Source organism: Streptomyces sp. NPDC041784 (genome assembly GCF_055591025.1).
This window is the reverse complement of sequence record NZ_JBVJAB010000072.1, coordinates 1-3495: the sequence shown is the minus strand read 5'-3', so window position 1 is coordinate 3495 and position 3495 is coordinate 1. Positions and strand designations below refer to the sequence as shown.

Sequence of the window (3495 nt, the reverse complement as noted above, 5' to 3'; positions counted from 1 at the left end):
CGGACGCCAAGAGTCTGGAGTGTTCCGGCAAGGTCGGGGGTGTGGGCTTCGGGGTCGGCCGCCACCAGTTGCCGGTACAGGGCCACAGCTTCCTCGGCGACTGCGCGCGCCTCGCGATGGTGCCCCACCTCACCCAAGCGGACGCCAAGAGTCTGGAGTGTTCCGGCAAGGTCGGGGGTGTGGGCTTCGGGGTCGGCCGCCACCAGTTGCCGGTACAGGGCCACAGCTTCCTCGGCGGCCGCGAGCGCCTCGCGACGCTGCCCCACCTCACCCAAGCAGGTCCCGAGGGTCGTGAGAGTCAAAGCGAGGGCAACGGTGTGCGAATTGGGGTCAGCCTCCGCCAGGTGGCGCAACAGGATGGCTGCCTGCCCGGTGGCTGCGAGCGCCTCGCGACGCTGCCCCACATCAGTCAAATGGACCCCGAGAGCCTGGAGCGTCAAGGCGAGGTTGGGGGTGTGGGCTTCGGGGTCGGCCGCCACCAGCTGCCGGGACAGAGCCACAGCCTCCTCGGCGGCTGCGAGCGCCTCGCGACGCTGCCCCACCCTGCCCAACTGGTAGCCGAGACTCCGGAGTGCTCTGGCGAGGTTGGGGGTGTGTGCGTCGGGGTCGGCCGCCACCAGCTGCCGGTGCAGGGCCACAGCTTCCTCGGCGGCCGCGAGCGCCTCGCGACGCTGCCCCACCTCACCCAACCGGAACCCGAGAATCCAGAGCGTCACGGCGAGGTCGGGGGTGTGTGCGTCGGGGTCGGCCGCCACCAGCTGCCGGTGCAGGGCCACAGCTTCCTCGGCGGCTGCGAGCGCCTCGCGACGCTGCCCCACCTCACCCAACTGGTACCCGAAACTCTGGAGTGCTCTGGTGAGGTCGAGGGTGTGGGCTTCGGGGTCGGCCGCCACCAGTTGCCGGTACAGGGCCACAGCTTCCTCGGCGGCTGCGAGCGCCTCGCGACGCTGCCCCACCTCACCCAACCGGAGCCCGAGACTCCGGAGGGTTCTGGCGAGCTCGGTGTCGCCGACAGCCTTTCGGTTCCGTTGCCTGGCAAAGGCCAGCACAGCGTGCGGGAGGATGCCGATCGTCCGCGGGATCATCTCCTCCAGCGTGGCTGACTCCTCATACGTGAGATCCGTGTTCGCGATCGCTGCAGCTAAGGCCGTGTCAACTGGGCCGGCCCCGTAGTGAGCGGTGGTGAGGGCGAGCGGAAGGTAGGTTTTGGGGTCGGCGTTGATGACGGCGATCAGCCCGGCGGCCGCCTCTGGTGTGTGGTGGGTGGCACGGATGAGGCGCTTGATCAGTTGTGCGGGGGCATCGGCGCTGGGAAGAGATGCTGTGGCCATGGCAGAGATCTTCCTATCAGGCGGTGAGGGCGGCAGTGGCGAGGGCGGCGGGCAGGCCAGGGTGAGCGGTCACGCACAGTGCGGCGTAGCGATCGGCCAGATAGGCCGGGAGGTGTGGATCGAGCCATTGGCCTCTGCGCTGGGCGTAGAGCTGGTGGAGCCATAGGGCGAGCTCAGTGAGGTGTTCGGTGCTGCTGTTTGTCAGACCGGGCAGGTGAGCCAGGCGTCGGACCGCTTGGTCCATGTTGTCGGCCCCGACGAGTGTGGCGGCGGTGATCGCGCGTTGCAGGACCGGCAAGGCCAGGGTGATGGCTGGTTGCTGCTCTGCAGCGTTGGTGAGCCACCATGCTTCTTCTGTGGTAAACAGCTGGCGCAGTGCGGTGGTGAGGTCGACCGGTCCCGTCAGGCCGTTGTAGGCGGTGATGGCGGCTGCAGCGTGGAGTTCGGCGATCGAGATCGCGATGGTAGTGCTGCTGAGTGAGGCGATGGGGACGGGGCGCTCGAAGTGGCGGGCGTAGTGCCTAACCGCGCCCTGGAATTGCCCGTTCTGATCCCCAGCGTCGGCCAGGGAGGAGGTAAGGGCAGTCCGGCCGGCCGGGGTGAGGGCTGCGTGGTCGGCGGGATCCATGGCTGCGCGGATCCTTGACCACCAGGAGGCGAACTCTCTTCCGCACAAGACGACTTTGACCCGTCCTGCGGAGACCCGCGCCAGAATAACCAACATGCCGGCAAGGTCATCTTGCTGACGTGGTGAGGCATCCACGTCATCAACGACCAGCACCACACGGCCGGGGCGCGCCACTGCAGCCTCGGCGGCAGCGAGGGCCTGGCCATGCCTCACCCAACCGCACTCGCAGTCCTCCCCGGCTAGCTGCTCCACCGCCTCGATGAGCAGCCGGGTCTTACCGCTACCTGCGCCGCCCGTTACCTGCCACAACCGCTTCTCACTGGGCCCACGACACCACTCCATCAGGCTCAGCAGCTGAGGCCGACGCAGCGGGGAGAAGGGAACGACTCGCTCGTCCGGATTCAGGCTGTGAAAGACACTGCCTGCCTGAGCAGCAGAGCGGGACCCTGCCACCGATGCCGGACCGGCGAGCACCGCATTCCCCCATGCCGTGTCCGCATGCGCCAGTTCCTGCCGTCGCTCCCACCGCGCCGCTCCGTACAACCCGAGCAGACTCGCACCTCCGCCAAGCCCTGCGGCCACCGGCGGCGACACGAAATTCGCCAACGCCGCCCCAGCCCCTGACGCCGCGCCTAGACCACCGGCGATCAGCATCGAACGCACCTTCGACCATCGCACAGCGCCCCCTGACCTGTACCTAGCACCGCCCCCGCGCAGCCTCGCCTTGGAAACCTCGGCTATCGGCTACAGCTGCTGAACCAAGTGTCGTCTCCTGAAGCATGGAAATTCACCGCTTCCTCCTTGCCAACCGTGCCGACCTCATACCCTTCTCGGCCGGTGAGTCGCAGACGGACAGGTCAACAGCGCATAACTGAAATGGGAAGGATTCCGCACAAGTCTCTTCGTGGACAGCGGCCGGGTGGTCTGCGCTCGAGGCGCGGCACGGAACTGGGTCCAGCATTCCCAGAGGTCCTGGCCGGGGCTGCGCCGCTGGGGGAAGCGACGGCGCTGGACGGTGAGCTGGTGGTGTGGGAAGCCGGACGACTGGCGTTCGAGCGCCTCCAGGGGCGACTACGGCGGCGTGGTAGCGGAGCGGATCGGCTCGCACAGGAGTGGCCAGCTCACTTCGTCGCGTTCGATCTGCTCCGGCTGGGGCACCGACATGCTGGCGTGGCCATACCGGCGGCGCCGGGCGGCGCTGGAGCAGCTGTTCACCGCGCGTCGGCTGACGGCGCCGTGGGCGCTGTGCCCGTCGACGACCGACCCGGACACCGTCCGGGAGTGGCTGACCTGGACAGCGGTCGGACTGGTGCACTGGTTCCGCCGACTCCGGATCCGCTGGGAGATCCGCGACGACATCCACGAAGCCTTCCTCGCCCTCGGATGTGCACTCATCTGCTGGCGGCGACTGCGAGCTCTGGCGAGCGATGCCATGGGCTAGCCTCGCGCTTTCACGAAGCAGGCTGTCCGAGGGCTGATCAGAAAACGGAAAGTGCTCTTGACCTGCAACGATGGGACTTACTGAGGGTCCTCTCG

Annotated in this window: 3 protein-coding genes; 1 reads left to right on the top strand and 2 read right to left on the bottom strand. The window is 68.0% G+C overall.

Translation table 11 applies throughout. The features are described 5' to 3' along the window. Both ACZ6D7_RS47220 and ACZ6D7_RS47215 read right to left on the bottom strand, forming a co-directional pair. A partial coding sequence (locus ACZ6D7_RS47220; RefSeq protein WP_469505083.1) for a tetratricopeptide repeat protein occupies positions 1-1331 on the bottom strand: 1331 nt, incomplete at its 3' end. Positions 1332-1347: 16 nt separating this feature from the next. After that, positions 1348-2613: a P-loop NTPase gene (locus tag ACZ6D7_RS47215; protein ID WP_469505081.1), complete on the bottom strand. Its 1266-nt coding sequence runs from the start codon at positions 2611-2613 to the stop codon at positions 1348-1350. Between the two features lie 508 nt (positions 2614-3121). Between ACZ6D7_RS47215 and ACZ6D7_RS47210 the strand changes: the two genes are divergently transcribed. Continuing rightward, positions 3122-3400: a hypothetical protein gene (locus ACZ6D7_RS47210; RefSeq protein WP_469505089.1), complete on the top strand. Its 279-nt coding sequence runs from the start codon at positions 3122-3124 to the stop codon at positions 3398-3400. The last annotated feature ends 95 nt before the right edge of the window (positions 3401-3495 follow it).

Coding starts and splice junctions, on each gene's coding strand:
- ACZ6D7_RS47215 (WP_469505081.1), bottom strand. CDS start 2,613: ATGCTGATCGCCGGTGGTCTAGGCGCGGCGTCAGGGGCTGGGGCGGCG.
- ACZ6D7_RS47210 (WP_469505089.1), top strand. CDS start 3,122: ATGCTGGCGTGGCCATACCGGCGGCGCCGGGCGGCGCTGGAGCAGCTG.